The following is a 4,440-nucleotide window of genomic DNA, read 5'->3' as shown; positions in this document are numbered from 1 at the left end:
GTTTTTTTATTAGGTTAAAGCCCACGGTTTTTAAGCCTGGCCCTTAAGCGTTTTTAAATAAATATAAGGCCGGGGCCAATGCAACTTGAAAATGCTTTCCTTGCTACCAAGCATCCCCGACCGATCAAGTTTCTATAAGTAGACTAATGGAGCGCTTTGACAACAAAACGGCTTTGACCGTTCTATTGTCAATTGTTCCATTGCTCTACAAAATTGCCTGCTTTTGGCAATTTTGTAGCGGTGGTAGGACTTGAACCTACGACAACACGGGTATGAACCGTGTGCTCTAAACCAACTGAGCTACACCGCCATACGAGAAGCCGTGTAAGAGCTTCTCTTGAGCCCGCGAGCGGATTTGAACCGCTGACCCCTTCCTTACCATGGAAGTGCTCTGCCGACTGAGCTACGCGGGCAAAACGAATTCTACATAACAAAGTTATTATAATGATTTGAAATGCAATTTCAAATCATTTTTAGTGACTTTGTGGAGGGAGAAGGATTTGAACCTTCGAAGGCTTCGCCAACGGATTTACAGTCCGTCCCCTTTGGCCACTCGGGAATCCCTCCTTATCGGCAATGATTCGCCTTTAAGATGGTACTTGAAAAGTGCATTCATGTCAATTGAGCAGGATTCTTCATGAGCTCGGCGGTAATTATCCGGCATCTGTTTTATTAGAATTTCTAACAGAATTTCTAACAGAATCATTAAGAAACGCATAAGAAAATCACAAAGGTGCAAATTGTCGGTAATTTTGATAAAATTTTCCTAAACTAAGTAATAGGTGATAGCATGCCAATCTACGGATACCGTTGTAAGTCTTGTGATCATACGTTTGAAGTTATGCAATCGGTCAACGATGAGCCGATAAAGGAGTGCCCAGAATGCAAAGGCCCCGTGGCCAAGGTGTTCTTTCCGGTAGGGATCGCGTTTAAGGGCAGCGGGTTTCACGTCAACGACTATAAATCGCCGAAGCGAGTCGCGGCGGAGAAATCGGGCTCCAAGCCAAGCGGAGAAAAAAGCACCAGTGATAATGGCGGGGGTAACGGAAACGGAAACGGTTCCGGCTGTTCGACCTGCACCTCGGCCGGCACGTGCAGTAGCGACTAAATAGGCTGCAGGGGCCCTTCGTCGAGCGCGATCCAGCACCCTATGCTGTCGTCCAGCATATTGTTAAGATTCTCTATAATCCCATCGACAAGCTCGATAATGTCATCGCCCGCAACAGAAGCATAGATGCCTGAGGAATCGGGCATCTCTTTTTCTTCCCCGAATCCGAGTTCGCGCTTTAGCTTGGACAACTTGCTAAACGCCCCTTCCAGATGCTTTTTGAGAAGCGACCGTCCCTCGCCCGACATCCCGCGAAGGTCCAGCTCGACAACCTTTATTTGGTTTCCTATCTCCTCGATGATAAGTCTGGCCGTCTCGTGATCGCCGCGTTTGAGCGCCTTTCTTACATCGTTTATAGCGGAGCGTATGAAAAACAGAATGGCTATCGACTTCCAACAGGGCCTGAGGCTGTCGAACATCGCCCCAAAGCCCGCGCCCAAGCACTCCCGGTAGGCGCTATAGCTTTTTCTGGGGTGTGAGAGCATGTCGGCGAAGGTGAGCCAGTATGCGGTGGCGGTATCGACGACCATCGATGCTTTTCGTCTCTTCGGCATCAGGTGATATTCGGGATTTTTGAACCCCAGCTCAAGCACGGTCCCGGAGCCGGGAAGCGAATAGCACTTAAACCTGTCCGACAACTTCTGCATCAAAAAGACCCCGAACCCGCCATCCTCGGAGAACACGGGGCCGCCGCTTTGGGCGGGCAGGCCTTTACCCTTATCGCTGACCATAATCGTGAGGGCATCGAGCTTTAAGAAGCATTCAAGCATTATCAGGGGATTTTCATAGCTTGCGTCGTATGCATGGCGGATAACATTGGTGCATGCCTCCGAGACAACAAGCAGGATGTCCGAGGCTCTCGATTGATAAGAAGTACCGGATATAAAATCCTGTACTTCCTTTCTGATCGGATCCAGGCTTTGTGGTTCGGATAAAAGTAATAATTTAAGCCGTTTGTCGATCACTGGACTCATCCTTAGCTACCTATATATCGCTTGCTAGTTATTGCCCGTTTATCCGGATAATAAACCTGATGTAAAAACAATTGAAAACTCCCCAACAGCTACTGCGAAAAGCGAGCCCTCTTTATGCGCTTCAGCATAGTAGATACCAGCTAAACCGTGCTTCCTTGCTTATTATTACCCACATTTTTTCGTAGTTAAACCAACAAGCGAGCGATACCCAATTACAAGCGATACTAAGCTTTACCCTGGCCGTTTTTGCTCGGCTCCACACGGCGCAGCTCAACCCCTCGTGCTTCCATGATGGCTCTCAGAAGATTGTCGTGGAGCACGGTCGGCCGCAGGATAAAATCAAGCTTCTCAAGCTCTCCCGAACTCGCCGCAACCGCCGCGGCCGCTTCGATAAGCGCTTCGATCTGCTCGACGGGCGACATGCGCGCTTCGGCCTCGAGGGTGAAGTAATCCGACTCATCCCGCTTCCAGTCGCCGAGGCGCTGCTGCGCTTCCGGTGTGGTCGCCTGAACCATCAGGGAGTCGCCGACTATACCATCCTTGACTACATAGGTTGCGTTCTCCAGACCCAGCCTGGTCTCTTCTGACAGCTCGTTGTAACTCGATGCGCTTCCTGCGTCCAGCAGGTTGATATAGCACACTTGCTTATCGGCCACCTTGCCGATCAACTCCACATCACCGTAACCTCGCGAGAAGAGGCCTTTAGTAGCTTCGATAATTCGCGCCAGACTCGCCTCGGCAGGCGAGAGTACTACGCTTTCCCTCTCCAGGTGCAACCTGGCTTCATCGACTCCTGCCATATCTATCATCCCTTCCAATTCATGGATTACCCGCGGGTATCCACGACTTTGTTGCAAAAGTAGCAATATTTTTATAGCTATGTTACCAGGCACGGCAAACAGCCACAACAACGATTTGAGACCAAATGAAATAGTAATAACCATTACTAGTAACCATCGCACTCAATAACAAAACCCCGTGCAGCGTTAAACGCCTTACGGGGTTTCAATAATGCTTTAGTATTTAGTATATGCTTTAGCAATGCATAAGACGTTATCTCATTAAATACCTTCCATGAGATCAGGCAAGCGATGAGCAAAGGCCAGCAGGAACTTTAACCCTTCCTGCATCTTCGGCTCTTTAAGCTCGTGCAGCAGGGCCACAGGGCCTAGCTTGCGCGTATCTTTCTTCGCATCGTTCACCGATTCGCGAGCGGCTTCAAGCATCTGGTCGCCCGTTACTGCCAGCGATATCCCCATTGAAAGGGTACGCTGAAGTATCGGTGCGGTCATAGATTGCTTCATCGAATATGCAAAATCGCCCATCTCCACCAATGCGCTCAGAGCGCCGCTCTCCTCGAGCGCCTTTACGGCCTCAAGGGATCGAGTAAGGCTCTCAGCCGCGTCCGCCGCGCTGGTGACAAGACCCTTCATCTCATCGGTGTTAATAGCTTCGACAAGGTCGACCAGCTCCGCCATCTTGGCCATGGTCGCGGTCATCCGCTGCACTATAGCCGGCGTCATGGAATCCAGACTCGCTGTAAGGAAGCCGCTGGCCTCATCCATACGGGAAGGTGGGGTGGCGGGTATCTCTTGTTCGGTTTTCGTTGCGCCGTTTTCTTCAGTCATGCGCACACCTCCCTATAAAATGCCGCGAGCGGATAACCAGTACATCTCGTTAAATGCAAGTTTAAACCAGTGGATCATCTCGGTGGCCGGTGTCGGCGCGGGCGGCTTGGTGTAGCTAAACGACACATACGTCGCTTTATTCAAGCCTGCCTCGACAAAGCAGAACACCTTGCCATCGTAATAATGAGATGGGGTTAACCCTCTAAGCTCAGAGATTAGATTCTCGGCCACTACATCGGCTTCGTAGTGGGCTGTTGAACCGGCCTTAGAAACGGGCAGGTTCGTGGCGTCGCCAAGAACGTAGATATTATCATGGCCGTCGGCCTTCAGGGTGTGGCGGTTAGTTGGGATAAACCCACCTTCGTCGCCAATGCCCGAATCGATAATTACCTGCGCTCCCTTATGCGCCGGGATCGAAATCAGGATATCAAACGGGATTTCGCTTCCCTCAAGGGTGTTGACTACTTTCTTCTGCGGGTCTACCGAGTCCACGTTGCAGAAGCACTCCCAGTTGATTCCCCTCTTTTCAAATTCCGGCTGCGCCCATGTCGCTACCGGCTCCAACGAATGCAGCCTGCCGATAGGATATGTGTAGAGCAAGTCGACGTTATCCCGTATGCCTTTTTCCCGGTACAGTTCGTCGAGCATAAAGACAAGCTCTAACGGGGCGACAGGGCATTTGTGCGGTACGTCGATTGTGATGACGATTTTTCCACCAGTAAAGTTGGTG

5 protein-coding genes and 3 tRNA genes are annotated in these 4,440 nt (G+C 50.5%); 1 reads left to right on the top strand and 7 read right to left on the bottom strand.

Annotation, left to right across the window (positions count from 1 at the left end):
* Positions 1-235 precede the first annotated feature (235 nt).
* The 3 genes from ACYC56_RS12480 to ACYC56_RS12470 form a co-directional block, all read right to left on the bottom strand.
* Positions 236-310 (bottom strand) — tRNA-Met (locus tag ACYC56_RS12480).
* A 30-nt stretch (positions 311-340) separates the two neighbouring features.
* Positions 341-413, bottom strand: a tRNA-Thr gene (locus tag ACYC56_RS12475).
* Positions 414-485: 72 nt separating this feature from the next.
* Positions 486-567: transfer RNA gene (locus ACYC56_RS12470), tRNA-Tyr, on the bottom strand.
* Positions 568-790: 223 nt separating this feature from the next.
* Between ACYC56_RS12470 and ACYC56_RS12465 the strand changes: the two genes are divergently transcribed.
* Positions 791-1,108 (top strand): FmdB family zinc ribbon protein, encoded by a 318-nt coding sequence (locus ACYC56_RS12465; RefSeq protein ID WP_461374505.1) that lies wholly within the window; start codon positions 791-793, stop codon positions 1,106-1,108.
* Here ACYC56_RS12465 and ACYC56_RS12460 read toward each other — a convergent pair.
* The 4 genes from ACYC56_RS12460 to ACYC56_RS12445 form a co-directional block, all read right to left on the bottom strand.
* The gene (locus ACYC56_RS12460; RefSeq protein WP_461374504.1) at positions 1,105-2,082 is read right to left on the bottom strand and encodes an ATP-binding protein; all 978 of its coding nucleotides are present in this window, start codon (positions 2,080-2,082) and stop codon (positions 1,105-1,107) included. The two genes, ACYC56_RS12465 and ACYC56_RS12460, sit on opposite strands and share 4 nt — an antisense overlap.
* 224 nt (positions 2,083-2,306) lie before the next feature.
* The gene (locus tag ACYC56_RS12455; RefSeq protein WP_461374503.1) at positions 2,307-2,939 is read right to left on the bottom strand and encodes a hypothetical protein; all 633 of its coding nucleotides are present in this window, start codon (positions 2,937-2,939) and stop codon (positions 2,307-2,309) included.
* A gap of 204 nt (positions 2,940-3,143) precedes the next feature.
* Positions 3,144-3,710: a hypothetical protein gene (locus ACYC56_RS12450; protein ID WP_461374502.1), complete on the bottom strand. Its 567-nt coding sequence runs from the start codon at positions 3,708-3,710 to the stop codon at positions 3,144-3,146.
* A gap of 12 nt (positions 3,711-3,722) precedes the next feature.
* A partial coding sequence (locus tag ACYC56_RS12445; protein ID WP_461374501.1) for an NAD(P)/FAD-dependent oxidoreductase occupies positions 3,723-4,440 on the bottom strand: 718 nt, incomplete at its 5' end.

Source organism: Candidatus Aquicultor sp. (genome assembly GCF_054640775.1).
Note: the sequence above shows the minus strand (reverse complement) of the source record. Positions and strands in the feature narration are given on the sequence as shown.

Excerpts from the sequence above, each read along its gene's own strand:
- ACYC56_RS12460 (WP_461374504.1), bottom strand. The coding sequence starts at position 2,082 with ATGAGTCCAGTGATCGACAAACGGCTTAAATTATTACTTTTATCCGAA.
- ACYC56_RS12450 (WP_461374502.1), bottom strand. The coding sequence starts at position 3,710 with ATGACTGAAGAAAACGGCGCAACGAAAACCGAACAAGAGATACCCGCC.
- ACYC56_RS12465 (WP_461374505.1), top strand. The coding sequence starts at position 791 with ATGCCAATCTACGGATACCGTTGTAAGTCTTGTGATCATACGTTTGAA.